Source organism: Thermococcus celer Vu 13 = JCM 8558, assembly GCF_002214365.1.
GTDB lineage: Archaea > Methanobacteriota_B > Thermococci > Thermococcales > Thermococcaceae > Thermococcus > Thermococcus celer.
The window spans coordinates 483,574-506,014 of sequence record NZ_CP014854.1; the positions used below are offsets into that span (position 1 = coordinate 483,574).

Sequence of the window (22,441 nt, forward strand, 5' to 3'; positions counted from 1 at the left end):
TTATGGCTTTCTTTTTATCGACCCTTTTAATGGCCCCGCTCGTCATGGCGGAGGGTGAAGGAGAGCTGGAGGCGGGATACGGAGGACTGACCGCCCTCGGGGTGGGCCTCATAGCGGTTGGCGTGGTCTATTACTCGCTGACGAAGCGGAAGCTCCTTATAGTCCACAAAAAGTCAAGCGAGTGGGGATTTGAGATAAGACCCGCCCATCCCTACGTAACGGTGTTCGGTCCCGTTTATCCCATCACCATTCACCACTTCCTCACGATAACGGGGACGCTGCTGGCCTTCGTCCACTTCCTCTCATCCCCCACGTACAGCGGACTCCGCGGGGGCACGGGTCTGGGTATGGCCATTCTCCTGATACTCCTGAACCTGAGCGGTTTCTTCGGTAGATACGTCTACGGAAGGATTCTCATCGCGGCAAAGAAGCACGACAGGAGGAAGGCAAGGAGGTTCGTCGGGCTGCTGGGCTACTGGAAGACGGTCCATACGGCCCTTGCCGTCCTGTTTGCGATACTGCTGGCGGTGCACCTCGCAATCGGGGATTGACTTCGATGAGGCTCCCTTCATAGAATCCTTTTAAATTCCCATGAGTTCCGTTATTCGGGGGTGAGGGTATGGACGAGCTCGAGATGATACGGAGAAAGAAGATGCTTGAACTCATGAAGAGGGCGGGAATGATCGAGGAGAAGCCAAAGGGGCCCAAAGTCGTCATCGAAGTTATAACGTCGCCCGGCTGTCCTTACTGCCCGATAGCCTGGGCAATGGCTCAGGAACTCGAGAGGAAATACAAAGGGGTCGTGGCGAGGGAACTGAGCGTTGCGACGCCGGAAGGCCGGAGGAAGGCGATGGAGCACAACATCCTTGGAACGCCGACGATACTCATAGACAACCGCGTGGAGTTCGTGGGGGTGCCTAACTTCGGGGAGTTCGAAAGGCGGGTGAGGGAAAAGCTTGGCCTAAGGTGACGCCCCCGAGAGAACCCAGAGGCCTATGGCCACCAGCAGGGCTCCGGCCACAACCGAGAGCTCCCTGCTCCTCCTCACCATCGCCTGGGAAAAGCGCTTGCTCTCGGTTACGCTCCCCATCGCCAGCAGTATGACGACCAACGGAAGGACAAAGACCACGTTGTAGAGGGCGAGGAGGAGGAAAGCGAGCGCCTTCCCGGTCCGCGAGATTATTATCGCGTAGACGAGGTAGCTACCAGCGGAGCACGGCAGGAGGGTGGTCGAAACTATAACCCCCAGCGTGAAGGCCCCCAAGGCCGTTGCATCGCTCCTGAACATCCTCCTTCTGATCTCACCTTTATCCCCGATGCGGGAGCGCTCCATCAGGCCCGTGACCATCGTGTATAATCCAAAGGCTACCGCCGCTATTCCCGCGACCCAGAGGGGGAGATGGCCGGCGAAGTAGAGCAGGCCGACGCCGAGAAGGTAGTAGGAGACGTAAACGGCCAGGATAAAGGCGGCGCCGATGAGGTAAAGCCGTCCCTTCGACACCTCCCTGACTGAGAGCGCTATGAGGAGCATCGTGTATATCACGAAGGTGCAGGGGTTAATGGAGTCGCTCAGGGCCAGGGCGAAGAACTTGGGGATAAATCCCACCATCCCGAGGAGGTAGAGCGCGAGCGAGCCCACTCCAAAGGATGCCAGAAGGATAATCGCCAGTCCCTTCACCTCGGCCTTCATGAGGGTCAGTTATCGCCGGGTCTTTTTGTGGATTTCGAGAACAAAAAGTTGGAAACGAAAGGTTAGCGCCGTTTCCTCCGTAGAGGCGTGAAACGGGGGCGAGAGAAGCCCCCAGAAAGTCTCCTTCCAATCCCACCGAAGCACTACCTGAAATTCTTCAAGGTCTGTTTACGGACCACCTGATTCCGGTAAGTCTTTTATAGAAGCCAGCTTCAATTGTCCCGGTGGGAACCATGGAGAGACTCGAATACAAAGCGGAACTCGAATGGGACGGAAACGTGGGAAGCGAGGCCAGGGTCAGGGAATTTGCCTTTTTCATAGATACGAACACCGATGGGAACAACAGGGGTCCGAACCCGACGGAGATGCTCCTCTCCGCTATCGGTGGATGTTTGATGGTCAACTGGGGGAGGCTCATTAAGAAAATGCGGCTCGATGTTAAAGCCCTGAACGTTGAAGTTAGGGGGTGGCGCGGCTTAGAAGAGCCTCAGCTGAAGGAGATTACTTATAAAATAACCATAACCACGGGAGAAGACGAGAAGAAGATTCTAAGGGTGAAGGAACTCGCCGAGAAGTACGGGACCGTGTTCAACACGGTTGGGGCGGAGAAGATAAAGGGGGAAGTTGAGATAGTCCGGCCTTGATCCCCTCATCCCCTTAAAAGGCCCTCGATTATCAACTCCGCCGCCTCGTCCTCGGTTAATCCCTTCGCCATGAGCTGAACGAGCTGGGCCTCGTTTATCCTGCCTATCGATGCCTCGTGGGTGAGCTCCGCCTTGTCGTTCCTCACCCTGAGGAGGGGTATCGTCTGGACGTCCGCGTTTCCCTTCACCACCTCGTGGCACTCCACGTGCCCCTTTGCGTAGTCACCAATGCCGTAGGCCTCGTTTATCACGTTTGCCTTTGCATCGTCAAAGGCTATAACGGTGCTCTTCAGGTTTGCTCTGGAGGATTTCCCGTTGAGGCGGGCTATCTCTTTTACCTCGACGGAGTCGTCCTTAACGGCCTTTATCTTCGAGACGAGCTCGGCAACGGCGTAATCATCGAGGTTAACGTTCATCTCGAGCTTGAGTTCCTTCGCGCGGTGTTTGCTCAGGGAGAACCTTCCGACGTACCCTCCTTTCTTCCCGACCTCCACATCGGTCCTGCTTATCATCCTGACGCCCTCGCCGTGAACGTGCTCGTCCTCGTAAATAACAGTCGAACCCTCGCCGATTTTAATCGTGGCGTAGGCATCGTGGGTGAAGTCTTTGGCGTAGGGGAAGATGCAGTGCGAGAGGAACTTAACTTTTGAGTTCTTTCCGGTGGTTATATCAAAAATCACCCTCTGATAGCCCTCGTTCTTCAGGAAGCCGGTGCAGAGATGTACCGGGAAGGGGAGCTCAATGTTATCATCGATCTTCACAGTCGCCTTGACGCCGTCCTCTATCTCCTCGCCGACTATCTCAACACCCTCAACGTTGTTCACTCCAAGTATTTTGTCCCCGCTGATTATTATCGCCGCTATCCTGTTCCCAAAGAGGGAGGTATCCAGGCCCTCATTCTCGTAAACCTCGACCAGGGCCTCGTACTCCTTCACCCTATCCATCTTAATGACCATCTCTCATCCCTTCCAGAAGCGGACATTTTCCACATGCCCTCTTGTAGTACTCAACGACCTCCTCAGAAAACCCTTTCCGCACAACCCTTCCCCCGCAGAGGAAGTAGCTGAAGTCGGTTTTCCTTGCGATTTCCTCGTGGTGCGTGATCAGAATCACCGTCGTGCCCGTCTTCTTCAAATATCTCAGGGTTCTGTCTATCAAATCACTCGCAGTTATATCCAGTCCTGAGTCAGGTTCGTCGAGGATGGCGTACCGCGGTTTCAAAAGCAGGATAGAGGCGAGCTCGATCCTTTTCCTCTCCCCTCCGCTGAGCCCCTTGTCCACGAATCTGCGGAGGTAGAGGTCATAGGACAGCCCAACTATCTCAAAGACTTTCCTCAATTCATCCTCAGTCACTTTCAGCTTTTCCCCGAGGGTGAGGTATTCCCCGACGGTTATCCCTTCATAGCGGGCCGGTTCCTGCCAGAGTAAAGAAATCCCAAGTTTGGCTCTCTCCGTCACACCCAGATCGGTGATGTCCCTCCCATCGAGCAGAACCTTTCCCTCGCTCGGCTTAATTACCCCCATGAGGATGCGGGCTATTGTGGATTTCCCGGCCCCGTTGGGCCCCAGAATGGAATAGCTCATGCCCTCCTTGAATTGCATGTTAACCTCGTCGACTATCCGCCTGCCGTCTATGGAGTAGGTAACGTTTCTGAGGATCAGCATATCCATCAATACGTTCTCATATGAAGAGGGTTTTAAATGTTTGGAAAGCCCCCGGTTGGGAACCTTCGGTTGAAAATAATTACATATGAAAAAATTTTTAAACAAGGGTTTCCCAGTTATTAGCGAGGTGATAACAATGAAAGGAATGAAAGGTTTAATCCTCTGTGTATGTCAGGGCACCTGCCCATCCTTTCAAAAGATGAATGTCTTTGAGATCCTGAACCACTTTAGAAGGGAGGGGAAAGTTGATTTTGTGGCAATACACCCGCAGCTTTGCGCCACGGACGGGGACAACTTCTGGAAAACCCTCCTAAAGAACGGAGAAGACATAGAAAAGCTCTTTGTAGCGGGTTGCGACCCTGTTATGCAGAAGAAGATGTTCGGATGGACGTTTAAGGAGCTTGGCTTTGATGAGAAAAAATTCATTGGCATTGAGATCAGGAACATGACCACTGACGAGGCCATTAAAGCGATAGAGGAAGCTATGCCCAATGGAGTTAAGGAGTGAGGAAACATGGCCAAGAACTGGTATCCCATAATAGATTACGAAAAGTGCATTGAATGCTTAACTTGTGCCAACTTCTGCCCCCACGGGGTCTACGAGGTTCCCTCCAATCCCGGAAAACCCAGAGTTGCCAACCCCGAAAACTGCGTGGAGTTTTGCAGGGGCTGCCAAAGAATCTGCCCGGCGGGAGCGATATCCTACTCCGGCGACTCCTGAGACCTCTTTGTTTTTGATTTTCAAGACCACCGCTCATTGCAATCAAGATGTTCATGGCATAGCTGAAGTTGTGAATCCAAGAGAACAGGACTATCCGAAATTAGATTTGTGATGAACAGGAATTAAAAGTCAAGTGTTAAGTCGGAAGCAAAAATGAGGGGCATGCACGGAGCCCTAAGAGGACTCAGAAGAACTTCCCGAACATGTACTGCGGGATGGGGCAGAAGATTAATCTCCTCGCCCAGAGGCAGTCGGCGCAGCTCGGTTCGTTCCCCCAGCAGTCGATGTCGCTTGTCTTCACGAAATCGCACGCGTCCCTGAGCTCGCAGTCGGTGCACGAGGGGTACATGTAGTTCTTCATGGTAAAACGGAACCAGGTGTATTTCTCGCTTGTCCATATCTCCGCGAGGCTCTTCTCACGGACGTTGCCGAAGGAGTAGGCGTTTACCTTCTTCTTCCTGCCGAAGATGTACTCATAGTAGGTGTGGAGGAACCTGTAGCACGGCGAAACCTCCCCGTCCCACCTCACGACGGCGACGTTGTTCTCGTCGAAGTCACACTGCCTCTCGGTCTTGAGCTCGAACTTTGGTATCTTTATGTAGAGCCCGGAGTTGGCTATTTTCTGGAGCTTGTCAACCACGGGCGTCATGTCAACGCTCCCATCGTAGACTATATCCTTAACTTGTTCCTCCGCCATGGGAATGAGGTTCGAGACGAGCATTGCGTCAACGTTCAGATCCCGTAAGTACCTCGCGAGCGCCGGAAGATCTTTGTAGTTCTCCTTCGTCACGACGACCTCAACGCCTATGCTTGGTTTGTGGGTTCCCATCTCTTCACGATACTTCACGAGCTTCCTAATCTTCTCCGCAGTTAATGCAGATGTTATGTGACCGAGGGTTATGGCGTTGGCGGCCGTCGGGACCGTGTCCATTGAGAAGTAGACGAGGTCGACACCGAGCTCCGCGAACTCCCTCAGCATCTCATCCGTCAGCAGGGTTCCGTTGGTGCTCATCCCGAGGGCAAAGCCCCTCCTCTTCACCTCGCGGACCATGTCCATGAAGCGCGGGTGAACCGCCGGCTCCCCTATCCCACCGAAGTAGATCATCCTGAGGTTCGGGAACTCCCCCGCATCGTCGAGTATCTTGAGGAAGAGCTCATAGTCCATGTCCCCCTCGGTGTCTTCCCAGTACTGCTTGAAGCACATCTCGCACTTGAGATTGCACCTGCTCGTTATCTCTATGTAGAGGTACTTCATGTCGAGCCTGGGTTTCACGATGACCTTACCGTCCCAGAGGGTGAAGGTGTACTCCTTTTCCATTTCAGCCCCCTCCGGCAGGGGGGAAGATGCTCACAACGTCGTTCTCCTCAAGCGGTGTCTGCAGACCCTGAAGGTGCTCGATGTTCTTCCCGTTGACCAGTATCATGAAACCCTTCTCGAGCTCCTCTTTGAAGCCGGGATACGTCGCGTAGAGCTTTTCCAGAAGCTCCCCCACGTTCCCCGCGGGGACCTCCAGGATCCTCCGTCCAGTTATCTCTATAAGAGTGGCAAAAACCTTGACTTTAACCATGGCCTACCACCGTTTTATGAAAGTGGAATCCCAACTTAAAAAAAGTTTTCGAGTGAAAAAATTTTTAAAAGGGCCAAAAGCGGGATCAGAGGAACTCCCCGATGCCGAGTTCCTCGGCCTTCTCCTTCGGAACCCTTCCGTCCTCCGTCCAGCCGCGGAGCTTGTAGTAGCGCGGTAGCATCTCCTTGAGCCTGACCACGTGACCCTTGTTCGGGCCCTCCGGCATGGGCTCCTCGAGGAAGCGCTTTGGAAGGGAATCATCCCTCTCCGGGTCGAGGCCGGCCTTGAGGTTGAAGATGCGCTCGGCGTTCCATATCCTCTCGCCTATCTTGAGGTAGTCCTCTGTGGAGAGGTCCCAGCCGAGGGCCGCGTTGAGCATGTCGCGGTAGTCATCTGCTCCCAGGCCGAAGGTCGTGAAGAGGCACAGACCGGCCGCATCGATGAGGGCGCTGAGGTCCTGGAAGAGTATCAGCATCTTGACCTTATCATCGCTCACATCATGGGGATCCATCTTGTAAGGATAGCCGAGGATCTCGGGGCTTATCATGTAGTTCTTTATGTGGCATCCACCGCGGTTGTTGGTCGCGTAACCGAGGCCGTGCCCTTCAGCACCGCGCGGGTCATAAGCCGGAAGCTCGAGCTTCTTGACGCTCATGGAGTACTCGGGGTGTCCGTAGCTCTCCGCGAGGCGGTAGCCACCCTCGGCGAGCTTATCCCCAAATCCCTCTCTCCTCGCGAGCTTATCGATGTAGTAGTGGAGGACCTCCGTGTTGCCCCACCTGAACGGTGGAGCGTCCCCAAGCTCCTCGTCCTTTATGAACCCCTTCTCGTAGAGCTCCATCGCCGTTGCGAGGGTTCCACCGGTTGAGATGGTGTCGAGACCGAGCTCGTCGCACATGTGGTTTGCCTCGATTATGCTCGCGAGGTCGTTTATACCGAGGTTCGCCCCAAGGGCCCAGGTGCTCTCGTATTCCGGCCCCTCGGTGACTCCAACGGTCGGAAGCTTGTTGACCCTGCCACAGCCAATCGGGCACGCGTAACACGGCTGGTTCCTGATCAGGTACTTCGCCGCCATCGCCTCACCGCTCTGCTCGTAGGCGTGCTCATAGACACCCGTCTGGAAGTTCCTCGTTGGGTAAAGGCCGTTTTCGTTGATTATGTTGACGAGAACCGCGGTACCGAACTTCGGGAGTCCGCCTCCCGCGACCGGGTCGTTCCTCAGCTTGTTGATCTTCTCCCTAACCGTTAGCATGAACTTCTGCTTGTCCGCTACCGGCACGGTCTTGCTTCCCTCGACGGCTATGGCCTTCAGGTTCTTGCTTCCCATCACGGCACCGACGCCCGCCCTGCCTGCGGCCCTGTGTCCATCGTTCATGACCGCAGCGAACTTAACGAGGTTCTCTCCAGCCGGACCGATCGAGGCTATCCTGAGCCTCTTGCTTCCGATCTCCTTTCTTATCGTCTCCTCGGTCTCGCTCACGAGCTTGCCCCAGATGTGGGACGCATCCCTGATCTCGACGTCATCGTCCTTTACGTAGATGTAGACGGGCTTCTCGGCCTTGCCCTCCACGACGATGGCGTCCCATCCGGCGAACTTGAGCTCCGCTCCGAAATATCCTCCCGAGTTGGACATCGTTATGAAACCCGTTGCTGGGCTCTTCGTGACGACGTTATACCTACCTCCGGTTGGAGCGCTCGTCCCGCTCAGCGGGCCCGGGGCTATTATCAGCTTGTTCTCCGGGCTCAGCGGGTCGACCTTTGGATCCATCTCCTTGAGGAGGAGATATATCGCAAGCCCCCTGCTCCCGAGCCACTTCTTGGCCAGCTCCTCGTCGTACTCCTCAACCTTCACCTCTCCGGTGGAGAGGTTTACGCGCAGAAACCTTCCCCAGTTGCCATACATGGGCATCGCCATATAGATGTGAACATTCATGCCTAATAACTTTTGGCGAAAATGAACAATGTCACGAGAATATTCGAAGTTAAACATTATCGTTAACGCCAGACGTTGGCACCGGAGGAACCTCCAGGGCCAAGTCCAGCAGTCCATAGAAAACTCAAGGAAATAATTCAAAAAATCATGGAATCAAAGGAGCCCCTCTATCAGCTCCCCGACGTTCCCCCTGGCCTTGCCGCGGAGCCTCTCGAGGTGGCCACTCAAAGCTTCGCCGATGCCGTGGACGAACAGGCTGAGCGCCTCGTCGCTGTCCAGGCCCCTCGAGCGGAGGTAGAAGAGCGCATCCTCGTCGAACTGCCTCACGGTGGAGGAGTGGAACGCGGCCTCGACCTCACCGGTGTCCACCTCGAGCATCGGCACGCTAACCCCGAGCGAGCCCCTGTCCATCACGGTGACCTCCGAGACCACGCCGCTGGACGCGTTTCTGGCACTCTCGAAGACCTTCGCGGTGCCCCTGTGAACCGTCCAACCGTTCTCGTAGGAGAAGCCGTGAACCCTCGTCTCGCTCCTGCTCCTTTTACCGTACTGAAGGACGTTGGTGACGTAGTCAACGGCGTTACCTACCGCCATCGGCATGCCCCTGAGGATGAGCTCGCTTTCCGGCCCCTCGAGGGAGTAGTCCTCGCGGTGGTGGCTCATCTCCCCACCGCTTACCACCGTGAACGCCCTGACCCGGCTTTTGCCGCCGAGGCTCGCCCTGAGGAGGTAATGAGAGAGCCCCCTGTGCCTTCCAACGGTCAGGATCTCAAGCTCCGCATCCTTCGCCTTGAGCTCGACCAGGAGGGACTTCGTGCCCCCTTCGGCCATGTCGTAGATTACTATCGGGGCCCTGACGTTCTCGGCCTCGATGCTGATGTGGTGGCTGACGAAGGCCTTCCCCGAGAGGTGGGAGACTATCACGAGCGGCTCAAAGAGGTCCCGGGTGATCCTGAGCCTGTAGGCTTTCTTGAGGGCGTAGAAGTGGAAGCCGAGTATCCTCGACTCCCCCGGCTGAGAGAGGCCCAGCGTCCCCTCGTCCAGCTCAACTCCAGCTGGAAGGCTGAACTCAGCCCCGCTTCCCGAAAGGAGGACGTTACCCTTCACCGGAACCTCTCCCGGCTCCGCTTCCGTCGGGAGTCTGAGCGGTGAGTTCTCCTCAAAGAGTTTCCACTTGGTGTAGCTCTTAATCGTCGGGCTGTCGCCGTACTTCTGGTACTCGAGCCTCTCGAGAAGCTCCTGAGTTACCCCAAACATCATCCGACACCCCCAACCTCGCTGAACTCAAGCTCTATGACCTTCTTGAGGACCTGAACGTACTCGAAGGGCAGTCCCTCGAGGACCTCACTGATGAAGCCGATGACTATGAGGCTCTTCGCCTCCTCCTCGCTTATGCCCCTCTGGTTCATGTAGAAGAGCTTGTCCTCGCCGAGCTTTCCGGTCGTCGCCTCGTGGATTATGCTCGCGCCCGGCTCGTCGCTCTGGTTGTGCGGGTAGGTGTAGGCCTTGCTCTCCTCATCGAGGATGAGCGAATCGCACGAGACCGCCGCCGTCGAGTTCACGGCCCCCTTGACTACCCTCACCATCCCGCGGTAGATGTTTATCCCGCCGTTGGCGCTTATGCTCTTTGAGACTATCTTTGAGCTCGTGTTCCTGGCGAGATGCCACGTCTTGGCCCCGGTGTCCTTCAGGTAGGGACCGTTGCTGAGCGACACAACGTACTGGGCAGTCCTCGCCCCCTCTCCCTTGAGGACGCTTGAGGGGTAGGTGTAGGTTACGTGGCTCCCGATGCTCCCCTCGACCCACTCGACGTAGGCGTTGTCTTCCACGATGGCGCGCTTGTTGTTGAAGTTGATGACGTTCCTGCTCCAGTTCTGTATCGTCGTGAACTTGACTGTGGCGTTCTTGTGGGCGTATATCTCGACCATGCCGTCGTGGAAGGAGAAGCCCTTGTACATCGGTGCGCTGCAGCCCTCGATGAAGTGGACGTAGCTCCCTTCATCCGCGATTAGCAGGGTGTGCTCGAACTGCCCCTCCAGAGCAGAGCCTATGACGAAGAAGGCCTCTATCGGAAACGGAACCCTGACCCCCTTCGGGATGTAAACGAAGGCCCCTCCGCTCCAGAGGGCGTGGTGTAAGGCTGAGAACTTGTGGTCCCCGGGCGGGAACACCTTGCCGAAGTACCTCTTCACGAGGTCCGGGTACCTCTGCACGGCCTCCTCCATGGGCATCATGATTATGCCCTTCTTTTCGAACTCCTCCTTGAGCTGGGAGTAGACGCTCTCGCTGTCGAAAACGGCCGTGAGACCGGACAGGAACTTCTTCTCTATCTCGGGGATGTTGAGACGCTCAAATGTTCTCCTGATGTTCTCGGGCAGATCATCCCAGTCCCTGACCTCATCACTCACTTCGGGCTTTGAATAGAGGGAGAAGCTTTCGAGGTCAAGTTCGTCTATCCCGACCACCCATCTGGGCATCGGGAGCTTCTGGAACAGCTCGAGAGCCTTGAGGCGGTGCCTGAGCATCCATTCCGGCTCGTTCTTTATGCGTGACAGCTCCCTGACCGCGTCCTCGGTTAGCTCGCCGCGGAGCTCTATCTCCTTGGGATACGGGACCGCGGTGCCGAGGATCTCCTCGAGGGAACCGGCCTTCAGTATATCCTCAAGCTTTGAGCGCTGTTCCATTTTCGGTCACCGCCGCGAAGCCCCTCTCCTCTATAAGCTTCACGAGTTCCATTCCGCCGGAGACGGCGAGCTTTCCATCCTTCAGAACGTGCACCCTCTGGGGGTTCAGGTACTCCAGGATCCTGCCGTAGTGCGTGATTAGAAGGATGGAGGTCCCCTCGCTGTGCAGTCTGGCAATTAACCCCGCGATCACCTTGAGGGAGTCAACGTCCACACCGCTGTCGGGCTCGTCGAGGATCAGCAGTTTTGGCTTCACAAGGTAGGCCTGGAGCATCTCCAGCTTCTTTCTCTCCCCGCCGGAAAAGCCCACGTTGAGCTCCCTCGAGAGCATCGTCTTATCAAAACCGAGTTCCTCCACCGTCTTGAAGACGAGGTCGTAGGCCTGAACCTCGTCCATACCCCTGAGGTTCTTCAACGCCCTCTGGAGGAAGTTTATGACCTTCACCCCCTCGACCTCAACCGGCTGCTGGAAGCTGAGGAAGATGCCCTTCCTAGCCCTCTCCTCGGGTTTCGCGTCCGTTATGTTCTCTCCCTCAAAGAGTATCCTCCCCTCTGTGACGTTGTACCGGGGATGCCCCGCTATCGTCAGGGCAAGGGTTGACTTCCCCGAGCCGTTCGGGCCCATGACGACGTGGAGCTCGCCGGCCGGGAGTTCTAAATTCACCCCTTTGAGGATTTCCTTTCCATCCACCTCAACGTGAAGATCTTCCACCTTTAACATGACCATCACCGTCCATTATCTACACATTCTTGTGTAAGAGAAGTCAGTTTTAAAAGTTTTCTACCCATCCCTGGGTAGCCAAGGGTTGGTGAACTCGGGAGAAGGGGATATAAAAATCGACGCCGCCCACGTTAAAGTGTTATCAGGGCCGTCTTCCCGATTATCTCTTCCCGGGCCTTTCCGCTCTTCAGGTCTTCGATCAGTTTCAGGACCCTCCGCCTTATCTCGTCCCTTACCTCACGGTACTTCTCTATGGGCTTTCCGTAGGGGTCGTCGAGGCCCCAGTCCCAGGTTTTTTCTGGTGGAGCGTAGGGACACTTGTCGAGGCAGCCCATGGTTATCACGATGTACGCTTCATCGGCCATCTCCCTCGTGTAGAGCTTGGGCCTCTGGCCGTCGAGGGATATCCCTATCTCCTCCATCACGGCCTTCGCCAGCGGGTCTATCGTCTCTGCCGGTTCGGTTCCGGCGCTCATGGCCTTGAAACGTGGGTCATCGTTAAAGTGGTTGAAGAACGCCTCCGCCATCTGGCTTCTTGCGGAGTTTTTAACGCACACGAAGAGAATGGGCTTCTTCACGTTATCATCGCCTTTCCCTTGAGGAGGTGGTTTAAAATTTTTCCGGGCTGGGTTCCCACCCGAAACAGGAAATAAAAACGACAGGCGGGAATTTACTCCCCCGCCATCAAAATCCCCGGGAGCTTTGGAGCCCTCGCGCCAAGTTCCCTGTCGAGCATGAGGAGTACCTGCGGGCTATCCCCGGCGAACTTGAGCTGATCCAAAACCCTCTTTACGTTGGCCTCCTCCTCGACCTGCTCGTTGATGAACCACTCGAGGAAGGCCCTCGTCGGGTAGTCCTTCTCCTCCTCGGCGAGGGCGGCGAGCTCGTGGATGGATTTGCTTATGAATTTTTCGTGCTCGTAAGTCGCTTCAAAGGCCTTGACCGGTGATTCCCACTCCTTCGGCGGCTTGGGGATCTCACTCAGCTCCACCCTTCCGTTCCTCTCGTAGATGTAGTTGTAGAACCTCAGGGCGTGCCCGAGCTCCTCCTCTGCCTGGGCCTTCATCCAGCTGGCGAATCCCTCGAGGTTCATGTCCTCGAAGTACGCCGCCATTGCGAAATAAAGATATGCTGAATACAGTTCCCTGTTCAGCTGCTCGTTGAGGGCCTTCAACATTCTTTCACTCAACATCTTCCATCACCACCATTAATTCTGGTCTCGAACTATTTAAGGCTTAGTTCAAACCAATCCCTCCCGTTCCAGCACCCGGATCACCCGCTGAAACTCCTCAAGCTTCCCACCCGTGACGACCCTTTCCGGCCGGAAGGGGCAGTCGCAGTGGGGATACTCAAGGAACGCCTCGTACGTCCCTATCCTCCTCGCTATGGCCACTATCTCCTCCTTGTCCATCCCAAGGAGGGGTCTATGAACGGGAAAATCGACGCTCATCGTCTCAAAGTAGAGGTTGGTCAGTGTCTGCGACGCCACCTGCCCGAGGCTATCTCCCGTCACCACACCGAGCGCCCCCATATCCCTCGCTATCTCCGCAGCCCTCCTGAGCATCGCAACCTTGCACACCACGCACGTCCATCTCTGCATCCCCACCTCGGCGAGTGCCCTCACGTAGGGCTTGAGTATCTCAAAGTGGTTCTCGATTACGAGTTCTATCGGCTCCGGGGAGTAGTCCTCGAGGACCTCAACGACCTTTTCCACAACGCTCCTCGCGTTCATGCCCTGGTCAAAGTGAACCGCCACGATTTCGGCACCGCGTTTGAGCATGAGGAAAGCGGCAACGGGGGAATCTATGCCCCCGCTCAAAAGAGCCACGACCTTCCCTTGAGTGCCAACGGGCAAACCGCCAACGCCCCTAATTTTTTCAAAAAATACGTAAGCCTTCCCGGCAATAATCTCGATTCCGATGACGAGGTCGGGGTTCTCGAGGTCCACCTTCCATCCAAATTCATTCACAACAAACGCTCCAATCTCCCGGTTCACCTCAACGGACGTTCTCAAGAAGGTTTTATCAAGCCTCCGGGTCTCAACTTTAAAGCTCTCCGGTGATTTGTCCTTTAAGGCTCTACGGAGGTATTCAGGAATTTCCTCGTACTCCATCACCCTCGCGGGAGATACGGAGACCACGCCGGGCACTTTGGCGATTATTCCGGCCGCCTCGTCAGGGGCGTCCACGAGTAACCTTCCCCTGATTATTTTGACCTTACATTTCATCCCTTTTCTCCGGAGTGCCTTCTCTATGTTTTCCTTAAGTTTTCTCTCGAACTCCCTTCTCTTGCCGCCTTTTATTGCTATCTCTCCGTAGCGAACGAGAAGCATTTCAACCACCCAGATAGCGGGCGAAGAAGTTCTTTGCCTCCTTCCCGTCCTCGACACCGCGGATTACCATCCTCCCCGTCTTGAACACCAGTATCTCAGCGTAGTCGTCCTCGAACTGGATGAACTGGCTCGTCTTCAGGTACTCGATGCCGAGCTTTTCGAGCCTCTCCGCGAACTCGTCGAGGTCTATGCTCATTCTCTCGGGCGGCGTCACCTGGATAGAGCCGTCACACATGCGCTCGACCTTTATCCGCTTTTCGAGGAACGTGAGTTCTTTCCTCACGCAGGCAGGGCAGTCCTCCCTCCTCGGTATCCTTATCTTCTCGAAGTCCATGCTCCTGAGGTCAAAGAAGAACAGCTCGCTCCCCACCTCCTCGCCGAGCAGGATCTTCGCGGCCAGCGCGACGGCCAGGGAAGCGGCGAAGCTCGGGACGTAGCTCATTATGCCGGCCATCGCACAGGTCGGCATGGGTCTCTCCGGGAGTTTGGGCATCAAACAGCGGAAGCAGGTGGTTTTTCCCGGAATTACCGGCATTACGTTGCCGTAGGTCGAGAGGACGCCGACGTAAATCCACGGCTTGTTCTCCCTTATGGCGTAGTCGTTTATCACCATGCGGGTGTAGATGTTGTCGGTTCCGTCTATTATGAGGTCTGCCCCGTCGAGCAGGCCCACCGTCCCGGGGTTGAGGTCCTCGAAGTGTCCGACGACCCCAAAGCGCTCCCTCAGAGCCTCCACCTTCGGCTTCCCGACGTCCTCTTTGGTGTATACCGTCCTCGGGAGGTCGCTCTCGTCAACAAAATCCCTGTCGATGACGATGATCTTCCCGACACCGAGCTTGTGGAGGAAGTAAACCTCCCAGCTCCCCAGCGCGCCGGCCCCGACTACGGCGACGGTGCTCTCACCCAGCTTCCTCTGGCCTTCAATACCAATGATTGGGAAGTGTCTCGAAAAGTCCATCTCTACCTTCATGCTCCCACCACATTCCCCTTGGGCGGGAGGATAAAAAGGGTTTTGGAAACCAAAGGTTGAGGTTCAGAAAGACCAAAAGAAATTTCTACCCCGACAACTAACCCACGGAGGGGATCAAAAATGCATCGCTTCAACCCGAAACATGCGCACGTCCTGAACTCCGGGTGGAGGCAGAAAGTTTTTCCAGCGGAGGAGGTCGTGGAGTTCGCCCTCAGCGAGATGCGGAGAAAAGAAGTCGCCGTGGACGTCGGCGCCGGCACCGGCTACCTCACCGTGCCCCTTGCGAGGGCCTTTGGGAAGGTCTACGCCATCGAGATAAACCCGGAGATGGCGGGGAAACTTGAGGAGAGGCTCAGACGGGAGGGTTTAACCAACGTGGAGGTGATGGTGACGGGGGAACCGCCCGAGCTGGAGGACTTTGACCTGGCGGTTTTCTCAAGCGTTCTCCACGAGATGGAGGACCCCCGGGAGTACCTCCGCTGGGCCGGAAACGCCCTCGTCCTCGTCGCGGAGTGGAAAAAGGAACCCATCCCCTTTGGACCGCCCGTGGAGGAGAGGCTCTCGCCGGAGGAGGTCATGGAGCTTGCCGAAAACTTCGAAGTGATAAAATACCGGGAGCTCGAGTACCACTACCTGATGCTGCTGAAACCGAAGGTGTGAGGTGGTAACATGGAGTTTTTTGAGGTTCTCAGAAAGAGGAGGAGCGTAAGGAGGTTTCAGGACAAACCCGTACCGCGTGAACTCGTGGAGAGACTCCTCGAGGCGGCGTTCTTGTCCCCGAGTTCCTTCAACAAAAGGCCGTGGCACTTCATCGTGATCGATGATAGGGAAAAGCTCAAGGCCCTGTCAAAGGCCAAGCTTGGGGCCGCAGGTCTGGCCACCGCACCGCTGGCGATAGTGGTGACGGCCGACGAGAGCCGGAGTGACGTCTGGGTGGAAGATGCAAGCATAGCGGCGGAGCACATTCAGCTGGCCGCCTTCGACCTCGGACTGGGCTCCTTCTGGGTGCAGATAAGGAACAGGATGCACGATGAGGGAAAGACCGCCGAGGACTACGTGAGGGAACTGCTCGATATACCGCCGAACTACCGCGTCCTCTGCATTGTAGGAATCGGCTACCCGGCGGAGAAAAAGCCACCCCACGGGGACGAGGTCTTCGAGCCGGAGAAGGTGAGCCGGAACAGCTTCGGCAAACCCTGGAAGTGATTCCAGGGCGAAGTATTGCGGTAGCGTAGAGTACCCCTTTCAGGTTTGCAGTATGGAAAAGATAAACGTTATAACGTGCACAGGAGTAGATGGCCCGGTGATGGCAATGGTCAAAGCACTTGTCATAATATCGAGCGACGATGATAAAGCCCTCGTTGGCTTCATGTGGGCCACCAACGCCCTCAAACACGGGTGGGTGGAGGATGTGGAGGTTATCCTCTTCGGTCCCATCGAGAGGGCGGTGGCGGAGGGAGACGGGCGCTTTCTCCCGTGGGTGGAGAAACTTAAGGAATCCGGAAAGCTCCCGATAGCGTGCAGGAGACTTGCCGAGATGGAGGGCTTTGAGGTCTCCCTAAAGAAGTACACCAGAGTCGAGTACGTGGGAAAGATAATAGCGGACTACCTCGAGAAGGGCTACGTCCCGATGACGTTTTAAATCCCCTCTTCAATCCTTTTCAGGTGAGAATAATGCGCAGGATGCTTCTGATGCTCGCGGTTCTGTCGCTGTTCGTGGGGCTCGTAAGTGCGGGGACTGTAAAGTACGGAAATCTATCTTTCCACGAGGTCGATAATTCTAAGGAACTTCAGGAACTCGTTTCATCACACAACGGGGAGTACTTCTTCCTCTTCTACAACTCCCAGACCTGTCCCGCCTGCGGATACATGAAAACGGACGTCTTTCCAACACCAACCGCCGAAAAGGCGTTGAAAAACCTCGTCCTGGTGTCCATCGACGTTTACAGGGGGCGGGAGATAACAACGCTCCGGTACAGGGTCTACGACCCCGTGCTGGTCATCCAGCCGGAGAACGCCGGCTACTACAAACCCCAAAAGCCGGGGGAGGAGATAAGCGTCGGCGTTCCCGGGACTCCGACGATGGTGATCTTCAAGGCCGTCAACGGAACGATGGTCCTTAGAGGAGTGGCCGTCGGTGCCCTGAACCCCCAGGGGCTGGCTTACTTCGTCGATAGGGCAACAGGAGGTGAGATGAAAAGAACGCCCGCCAGGCCCACCTCGGATACCGGCGGTTCATCAGAACCAAAACCCTCAAACGGGAAGACCAACCTCGGCCTGGCCGTCCTGCTTCCGGTGTTCTCGGCCGGGATCCTCAGTGTCTTCTCTCCCTGCGTTCTTCCCGTGATAATCGGAACCCTCTCGCTCACATTCGCGAACAGGAACGTAGGAGCCGTAGTGGCGGGGATGGTCGCGTCCTTCGCCCTTCTCGGTGCCCTCGTTGGTGGTCTCGGGGAGTACGCCGCACAGATACAGGGGGCGCTTTACCTCCTCGGCGGGCTTGGTTTCATCGTTGTGGGCGCGAGCCTCGTCAGCGAGAGGGTGAGCGAAAGGATAGAGCGTTTTCTCAGCTTCTCCCCAGCGGATGGGGTGGCCAGGAAGAGGGGATTGGTCTACGATTTCTTCCTCGGCTCCGCGCTGGGGGCAACGTGGCTCGGCTGTATCGCGCCCTACGTGGGCTTTGCCGTTATAACCGCCGCCCTAAGCAGGAACACGCTGAGCGGGGTAATCGTGATGGGAACCTACGGGCTCGGTATGGGACTGACCGTCTACCTGCTGACGGAATCTAAGGAGCTCGGTGGGTGGGTAAACAGGAAGTTCCTCTCGGGGAGGCTCTCCCTGAGCGGCGGAGGAAAAGTCAGGTGGGAAATAGCCCTTGGAGTGACACTGATCGCCCTGGGCTTGCTGATGCTTACGGAGCTCACCCCACTCAAGCTCTGGAGCGGCCTTTTTGAATCGCTCTCTAAGCTGTGAGGGACGTTAAAAAAGAAGTCAACCAATCCTCCTCAACCTTATCATCCCAAACAAATTCTTAAAACCACTGACAATCAAATCAATAAGGCTCCCATCATCACTGTAGTAAGTACCCACATAACCCCCTCCTTTTTTATATTCTTCAATTCTGGCAATAATCCAGCCTGGGGCATAATACTCACTGAATACTGGCTTTGGGTTCTTAATGAACTCTGGTGGGTTCTTCTTTTCAATGAATGGGTTGATGCTCATGACTTTCTGGAGCCTGCCCTCCTTGGCCAGCTTCTCTTTAAGCATGTTATAACTGACCACTTCCCACCATCCATACACATCCTCAGCCTTCACTTTGAAAGTCTCCACTTCTCCATTTCCAAGAGGAACAGTGTAAGTAATGTATTCTTCTCCTCCAGTTAAAGCAGTCACATTCTTTCTAAGTATTACATTGTGAATGTATGGGTCTTCAGGTGTTGGAAGCTCCATAAGAGAAATCACAACATATAAATTACCAAACTCATTAAATGCATCAGGGGATTTCCCATCATAACCATGCTTAAACCAGTAGAATAAGCCTCCACTATGGTGTTTAAAGTCACTGTAAATGTACCAGAAGAGTGCCTCATCAAGACTGTCAAACTGAATCATGCCAGCAGGAACATACACTTTAGTCCCCCCATCCACAGCAAAAATGCTCTCAGAAGTTCCAAGATAATATTCAAAATTTTGAACAGATGTGATATACTTAACTCTTGCCTCTTTAGTATATAAATACCTTTTGTAAGCAGATGAGTTGATGCCATCTGAGTATATGTAAAAGTAATTTGTAACAGCCCATTGGCTATAAATTTCCCACTTTCCAGTGTCAGGATAATAAACAAGTAAGTCAACATGGCCAACACCATAAACATTACCATCCTTGTCTGAAGGAAAAATGCTAAGTTCAAAGTATTTTGCATTTATCCCCATTAGCTTATTCAAATGATAAAGCATTGAATACTCAAACAAGTCAGTACCATCACAGTCAATACTCTTTCCCTTAATAGCATCACTTGGCAATTTAGGAGATGTATCTGAGTATGAAATTCTCCAGAACATACTGGTGCTGCCAATGATGTAAGTCCTCATGACTTCTGGAGTGTAGGGAAGCCCAAGCTCATTAAGGTCATAAAACATCCACTTTAACACATCCCTCTTGTCAACACCCATCCACTTGTTAGCCTCACCTCTTATATCCAAAATTTTGGAAAGAATCTCAGCATCATCCTTAGTATACCTCCCATACATTCCATCCAGACTAATCTTAAAAGTATCAAGAACCAATTCACTATTTAAATCCTCAGCAAGCTTTTTAGAATCAAAGTACTCCCAGAGTGAATGGTGTGTGCCATTGCCATGAATTTCAGGTTTTGAGTTTACTGGTGATTTGGGTGGGTTCACAGGCTTTAAGAACTCATACTCATTACCCATGAATTCAAACTTACTCAAAGTGTAACCTTCAGGTGGAGCAGGAACAGCAGACCTCTTACCAAACATTACAATATCATAGTCATTATTATTCTATTCTCAAAAGGCACTACAATAAACTTACCCACATGATAAAAAGCACCCATCACACCATTAGCCTCAACATCATCAGCAGTCAATGAAGCAGGAGCAGTAACATTACCCACTATGAGAAACACAATAAACATAACAGCAAACAACTTCACCACATACCTGAACATTGCCATCCCATTGTTTGACAATATCTTGAAACTTATATACTTTATCTCCAGGGCATGTTTTTTTAATGATGGATCCAAACTTGCAACCAGTAGGGCCTGCCGGATATTCTCCCACCACTGAAGGTTCCGGGATTCTTTTTTAGGATTCCAGAAGAAAATTATATAAACATAATTAGCAAACCTTATAATGTCAAAAGTCGAACTTATGGGGAGTGATGTCACATGGTGGAGTTCAAGGAGGACGTTTCTATAGTTCTCGGCGGAGCGGCCGGGCAGGGCATCCAGACCGTCGAAGCTATTCTGACGTACGCGCTCAAGCGCTCGGGCTACCACGTCTACGCCAACAAGGAGTACATGTCCCGCGTCAGGGGCGGCATAAACACGACGGAGATAAGGGTCTCGTCCAGGCGTGTCAGGGCCTTCGTGAGGAGGATAGACATCCTCGTCCCATTCAAGCAGGGCGTCCTGAGCTGGGTCAGGAACAGGCTGTCGGAGAGCACCGTAGTTCTCGGGGAGAAGGGCAACGTCGAGGAGGACTTTTTAGGTAAGGTAAACCTCGTCGAGGTGCCGCTGACGAAGCTCGCCCTCGAGACCGGCAGTCAGCTCTACCTCAACACCACCGCCGCTGGCTTAATCGTTGGGCTCTTCCACGGCGACTTCGAGGCGGTGGAGGAGTACGTAAGGAAGCGCTTCGAGAGCAAGGGCGAGAACGTGGTCAGGAAGAACATAGAGGCGGCCAGGAAGGGCTACGACCTCGGGGTTAAGCTCTGCGACGAGGGAACCATCAGGGTAGAGGTCGAGAGGGACGAGAGGGTTAAGGACGAGATACTCCTCACCGGAACTGAGGCGGTGGGGATAGGCGCCCTCGCGGGTGGCATGAACTTCCTGAGCTTCTACCCGATGAGCCCGTCAACCGGCGTTTCCACCTTCGCGGCCCAGCACGCGGAGGAGTTCGGGATAGTGGTCGAGCAGGTCGAGGACGAGATATCGGCGATAAACATGGCCCTTGGGGCGTGGTTCGGTGGAGCGAGGGCCATGGTGAGCACATCTGGCGGAGGCTTCGCCCTCATGAGCGAGGCCATGAGCCTGGCGGGAATGGCGGAGAACCCCGTTGTGGTGCACCTCGCCCAGAGGCCCGGGCCCGCAACCGGTCTGCCCACGAGGACGATGCAGGGCGACCTGAACCTCGTTCTCCACGCCGGACACGGCGACTTCCCGAGGATAATCCTCGCCCCCGGAACGCTGGAGGAGGCCTTCTACCTGAGCGCCGAGGCCTTCAACCTGGCTGACAGGTATCAGGTTCCCCTGATAATCCTGACCGACCAGTACTTCGTTGACACCTACTACAACCTGTCCAAGCCCGACGTTGGGAAGGTGAGGTTCGAGAGGTACATCGTCGAGGCGAAGCCCGGCTACCGGCGCTACGAGCTGACAGAGGACGGGATCTCCCCGAGGGCAGTTCCTGGTTACGGCGAGGAGGTGGTTGTCGCCAACGGCAACGAGCACGACGAGTGGGGCGACATAACCGAGGACGCGGAGTTAACGGTTAAGATGCAGGAGAAGAGGGCGAAGCTGAAGCTCGGGACCATAAGGAAGAACGCGCCCCTGCCGAAGCTCATCGGAAGCGAGGACGCGAAATACATCGTCGTCAACTGGGGCTCGACGTTCCACGTCGTCGAGGAGGCCATAAGAGAGCTCGGAAGGGACGACGTCGCCCAGCTACACTTCAGCTGGCTCTATCCATTGAACCCGGAGGCGAGGCGGTTCTTCGAGGGCAAAACGGTGATAGTGGTGGAGAACAACATCACCGGCCAGTTCGCTGACCTGCTTGAGAAGGAGCTTGGAGTTGAGGTCCATCACCGCATCCTGAAGTACGACGGGAGGCCCTTCTCCGTGGAGGAGGTTCTTGAGAAGCTCAGGGGGGTGGTAGAATGAACCTTCCAACCGGCTCCGAGATATTCGAGCCCAAGAGGCCGGGGAGCGAGGACGTCGCCTGGTGCCCCGGATGCGGTAACTTCGGCATAAGGAATATACTCATCTCCGCTTTAGCCGAGCTCGGGTTGAAACCTCATCAGGTCGCCATCGTCAGCGGTATCGGGCAGGCCGCCAAGATGCCCCACTACATCAACGCCAACGGTTACCACACGCTCCACGGCAGGGCGATCCCGATAGCCACCGGCCTGAAGGCGGCGAATCCCGAGCTGACCGTCATAGCCGAGGGCGGGGACGGCGACATGTACGCCGAGGGCGGCAACCACCTGCTCCACGCCACCAGGAGGAACCCGGACATAACCGTCCTCATCCACGACAACCAGATATACGGCCTCACCAAGGGACAGGCGTCGCCGACGACGATGGTGGGCATGAAGACGCCGACCCAGCCCTGGGGTGTCTTCGAGGAGCCCTTCAACCCCATCGCCCTCGCGATAGCCATGGACGCCTCCTTCGTGGCGAGGACCTTCATGGGCTACTTCAGGGAGAGCGTCGAGATAATCAAGAGGGCGATTCAGCACAGGGGTCTCGCCGTAGTCGATATCCTGCACCCCTGCGTCAGCTTCAACAAGGTGAACACCTACGCCTGGTACAGGGAGCACACCTACTGGATGGAGGACGGGCCATTCGACAGGGAGGAAGCCTTCAAACGCGCCATAGAGACCGACCCGCTTCCGCTCGGTATATTCTACGTGAAGGAGAAGCCCACATTCGAGGAGAGCGTTCCAGCATACGGGGTCGAGAAAACACCATTGTGGAAGCGTGAGCCGAAGCTCGACCTCGTGGACGGCTTTTTGGAGGGGAAGAAGCTCTAAAAAGCTTTCATT

The 22,441-nt window shown here is 55.1% G+C and carries 26 protein-coding genes; 11 read left to right on the forward strand and 15 right to left on the reverse strand.

The genetic code is table 11. The features are described 5' to 3' along the window. The first annotated feature begins 29 nt into the window (after window positions 1–29). Together A3L02_RS02710 and A3L02_RS02715 are read left to right on the forward strand one after the other, a co-directional pair. Window positions 30–551, forward strand: a complete 522-nt coding sequence (locus tag A3L02_RS02710) for a hypothetical protein (protein WP_237268626.1) — start codon at window positions 30–32, stop codon at window positions 549–551. A gap of 68 nt (window positions 552–619) precedes the next feature. Further along, the gene (locus A3L02_RS02715; protein ID WP_088862509.1) at window positions 620–970 is read left to right on the forward strand and encodes a thioredoxin family protein; all 351 of its coding nucleotides are present in this window, start codon (window positions 620–622) and stop codon (window positions 968–970) included. On the opposite strand, the gene A3L02_RS02720 is transcribed toward A3L02_RS02715, so the two are convergent. Continuing rightward, window positions 962–1,690 carry a cytochrome C biogenesis protein CcdA gene (locus A3L02_RS02720; protein ID WP_088862510.1) on the reverse strand — a complete coding sequence of 243 codons (729 nt, stop codon included), beginning with the start codon at window positions 1,688–1,690 and terminating at the stop codon, window positions 962–964. The two genes, A3L02_RS02715 and A3L02_RS02720, sit on opposite strands and share 9 nt — an antisense overlap. A gap of 233 nt (window positions 1,691–1,923) precedes the next feature. Between A3L02_RS02720 and A3L02_RS02725 the strand changes: the two genes are divergently transcribed. Beyond that, window positions 1,924–2,334: an OsmC family protein gene (locus tag A3L02_RS02725; protein ID WP_088862511.1), complete on the forward strand. Its 411-nt coding sequence runs from the start codon at window positions 1,924–1,926 to the stop codon at window positions 2,332–2,334. Window positions 2,335–2,339: 5 nt separating this feature from the next. Here A3L02_RS02725 and A3L02_RS02730 read toward each other — a convergent pair whose 3' ends face one another. Both A3L02_RS02730 and A3L02_RS02735 read right to left on the reverse strand, forming a co-directional pair. Then, the gene (locus tag A3L02_RS02730) at window positions 2,340–3,290 is read right to left on the reverse strand and encodes a SufB/SufD family protein (RefSeq protein WP_088862512.1); all 951 of its coding nucleotides are present in this window, start codon (window positions 3,288–3,290) and stop codon (window positions 2,340–2,342) included. Then, window positions 3,280–3,999 (reverse strand): ATP-binding cassette domain-containing protein, encoded by a 720-nt coding sequence (locus tag A3L02_RS02735; RefSeq protein WP_088862513.1) that lies wholly within the window; start codon window positions 3,997–3,999, stop codon window positions 3,280–3,282. The genes A3L02_RS02730 and A3L02_RS02735 overlap by 11 nt, the downstream gene beginning before the upstream one ends. A 136-nt stretch (window positions 4,000–4,135) precedes the next feature. Here A3L02_RS02735 and A3L02_RS02740 point away from each other — a divergent pair, with 136 nt between their 5' ends. Together A3L02_RS02740 and A3L02_RS02745 are read left to right on the forward strand one after the other, a co-directional pair. After that, entirely contained in the window at window positions 4,136–4,507 is a 372-nt protein-coding gene (locus A3L02_RS02740) for a heterodisulfide reductase subunit A-like protein (RefSeq protein WP_237268670.1), read from the forward strand. A 6-nt stretch (window positions 4,508–4,513) separates the two neighbouring features. Further along, entirely contained in the window at window positions 4,514–4,720 is a 207-nt protein-coding gene (locus A3L02_RS02745) for a 4Fe-4S dicluster domain-containing protein (RefSeq protein ID WP_088862514.1), read from the forward strand. Window positions 4,721–4,904: 184 nt separating this feature from the next. On the opposite strand, the gene A3L02_RS02750 is transcribed toward A3L02_RS02745, so the two are convergent. The 10 genes from A3L02_RS02750 to A3L02_RS02795 form a co-directional block, all read right to left on the reverse strand. Further along, entirely contained in the window at window positions 4,905–6,038 is a 1,134-nt protein-coding gene (locus A3L02_RS02750) for a tungsten cofactor oxidoreductase radical SAM maturase (protein WP_088862515.1), read from the reverse strand. A 1-nt stretch (window position 6,039) separates the two neighbouring features. Continuing rightward, window positions 6,040–6,288, reverse strand: a complete 249-nt coding sequence (locus tag A3L02_RS02755; RefSeq protein ID WP_088862516.1) for a MoaD/ThiS family protein — start codon at window positions 6,286–6,288, stop codon at window positions 6,040–6,042. A gap of 85 nt (window positions 6,289–6,373) precedes the next feature. Next, a complete protein-coding gene (aor, locus tag A3L02_RS02760) occupies window positions 6,374–8,191 on the reverse strand; it encodes an aldehyde ferredoxin oxidoreductase (protein ID WP_088862517.1) in 1,818 nt (605 codons plus the stop codon). A gap of 183 nt (window positions 8,192–8,374) precedes the next feature. Further along, window positions 8,375–9,478, reverse strand: coding sequence for a SufD family Fe-S cluster assembly protein (locus A3L02_RS02765; RefSeq protein WP_088863810.1), 1,104 nt, complete (start codon window positions 9,476–9,478; stop codon window positions 8,375–8,377). Beyond that, on the reverse strand, window positions 9,478–10,905 hold the full coding sequence (sufB, locus tag A3L02_RS02770; protein WP_088862518.1) for a Fe-S cluster assembly protein SufB: 1,428 nt from the start codon (window positions 10,903–10,905) through the stop codon (window positions 9,478–9,480). Before sufB ends, A3L02_RS02765 begins: the two co-directional genes overlap by 1 nt. After that, window positions 10,883–11,626, reverse strand: a complete 744-nt coding sequence (gene sufC / locus A3L02_RS02775) for a Fe-S cluster assembly ATPase SufC (RefSeq protein ID WP_088862519.1) — start codon at window positions 11,624–11,626, stop codon at window positions 10,883–10,885. Before sufC ends, sufB begins: the two co-directional genes overlap by 23 nt. A gap of 131 nt (window positions 11,627–11,757) precedes the next feature. Continuing rightward, entirely contained in the window at window positions 11,758–12,204 is a 447-nt protein-coding gene (locus A3L02_RS02780; protein ID WP_088862520.1) for an arsenate reductase ArsC, read from the reverse strand. Between the two features lie 92 nt (window positions 12,205–12,296). Continuing rightward, window positions 12,297–12,818, reverse strand: a complete 522-nt coding sequence (locus A3L02_RS02785) for a ferritin (protein WP_088862521.1) — start codon at window positions 12,816–12,818, stop codon at window positions 12,297–12,299. A gap of 48 nt (window positions 12,819–12,866) precedes the next feature. Further along, window positions 12,867–13,958: a tRNA uracil 4-sulfurtransferase ThiI gene (thiI, locus tag A3L02_RS02790; RefSeq protein ID WP_088862522.1), complete on the reverse strand. Its 1,092-nt coding sequence runs from the start codon at window positions 13,956–13,958 to the stop codon at window positions 12,867–12,869. A gap of 1 nt (window position 13,959) precedes the next feature. Continuing rightward, window positions 13,960–14,928 (reverse strand): ThiF family adenylyltransferase, encoded by a 969-nt coding sequence (locus A3L02_RS02795; protein WP_088862523.1) that lies wholly within the window; start codon window positions 14,926–14,928, stop codon window positions 13,960–13,962. A gap of 120 nt (window positions 14,929–15,048) precedes the next feature. Here A3L02_RS02795 and A3L02_RS02800 point away from each other — a divergent pair, with 120 nt between their 5' ends. From A3L02_RS02800 to A3L02_RS02815, 4 genes are all read left to right on the forward strand, one after another. Next, window positions 15,049–15,588 (forward strand): class I SAM-dependent methyltransferase, encoded by a 540-nt coding sequence (locus tag A3L02_RS02800; protein ID WP_088862524.1) that lies wholly within the window; start codon window positions 15,049–15,051, stop codon window positions 15,586–15,588. Between the two features lie 9 nt (window positions 15,589–15,597). Beyond that, window positions 15,598–16,134, forward strand: coding sequence for a nitroreductase family protein (locus tag A3L02_RS02805; protein WP_088862525.1), 537 nt, complete (start codon window positions 15,598–15,600; stop codon window positions 16,132–16,134). Window positions 16,135–16,234: 100 nt separating this feature from the next. Then, the gene (locus tag A3L02_RS02810; protein ID WP_237268671.1) at window positions 16,235–16,570 is read left to right on the forward strand and encodes a hypothetical protein; all 336 of its coding nucleotides are present in this window, start codon (window positions 16,235–16,237) and stop codon (window positions 16,568–16,570) included. A gap of 32 nt (window positions 16,571–16,602) precedes the next feature. Then, a complete protein-coding gene (locus A3L02_RS02815; protein ID WP_088862526.1) occupies window positions 16,603–17,901 on the forward strand; it encodes a cytochrome c biogenesis protein CcdA in 1,299 nt (432 codons plus the stop codon). 18 nt (window positions 17,902–17,919) lie between these two features. On the opposite strand, the gene A3L02_RS02820 is transcribed toward A3L02_RS02815, so the two are convergent. Continuing rightward, the gene (locus A3L02_RS02820; RefSeq protein WP_157895721.1) at window positions 17,920–19,431 is read right to left on the reverse strand and encodes a hypothetical protein; all 1,512 of its coding nucleotides are present in this window, start codon (window positions 19,429–19,431) and stop codon (window positions 17,920–17,922) included. Then, entirely contained in the window at window positions 19,431–19,844 is a 414-nt protein-coding gene (locus A3L02_RS02825) for a hypothetical protein (protein WP_157895722.1), read from the reverse strand. Before A3L02_RS02825 ends, A3L02_RS02820 begins: the two co-directional genes overlap by 1 nt. Between A3L02_RS02825 and A3L02_RS02830 the strand changes: the two genes are divergently transcribed. Next, window positions 19,845–21,557 carry a 2-oxoacid:acceptor oxidoreductase subunit alpha gene (locus tag A3L02_RS02830; RefSeq protein WP_088862529.1) on the forward strand — a complete coding sequence of 571 codons (1,713 nt, stop codon included), beginning with the start codon at window positions 19,845–19,847 and terminating at the stop codon, window positions 21,555–21,557. Continuing rightward, window positions 21,554–22,429 carry a thiamine pyrophosphate-dependent enzyme gene (locus A3L02_RS02835; RefSeq protein WP_088862530.1) on the forward strand — a complete coding sequence of 292 codons (876 nt, stop codon included), beginning with the start codon at window positions 21,554–21,556 and terminating at the stop codon, window positions 22,427–22,429. Before A3L02_RS02830 ends, A3L02_RS02835 begins: the two co-directional genes overlap by 4 nt. The last annotated feature ends 12 nt before the right edge of the window (window positions 22,430–22,441 follow it).